Here is a 393-nt window from a genome sequence, read left to right as displayed (position 1 = left end):
CAACCAACTCCCCATACACACCCGCCAACTCACCCCACACCACACCCTGCGACCACGCATCCGTCACCACATGATGCATCGACAACACCACCACATGATCACCCACACCCAACCGCACCACCACCAACCGCACCAACGGCCCCACACTCAAATCAAACCCACGCCCCACCTCACGCCCCACCACACCCCGCGCCAACCCCACCCGCTCACCCACATCCGCATCCGACACATCCACCAACTCAACCCCCACACCACCCACCGGAGGCGGCAACACCACCTGCACCGGCGAACCACCCACCTCCCGAAACACCGTCCTCAACACCTCATGCCGCCCCACCACCACCGACAACGCCTCACCCAACACACCCACATCCAACCCACCCCGCACCCGCA

At 64.4% G+C, this 393-nt stretch carries 1 protein-coding gene; it reads right to left on the bottom strand.

What is annotated here, in order from left to right; genetic code table 11:
- Nucleotides 1-393, bottom strand: a 393-nt coding sequence (locus tag ACFIF2_RS35965; RefSeq protein ID WP_395577500.1) for a condensation domain-containing protein, incomplete at both ends; no start/stop codon positions are given.

It is taken from the genome of Streptomyces sp. BK79, from assembly GCF_044142145.1.
GTDB lineage: Bacteria > Actinomycetota > Actinomycetes > Streptomycetales > Streptomycetaceae > Streptomyces.
This window is presented reverse-complemented; position numbering and strand designations above follow the sequence as displayed.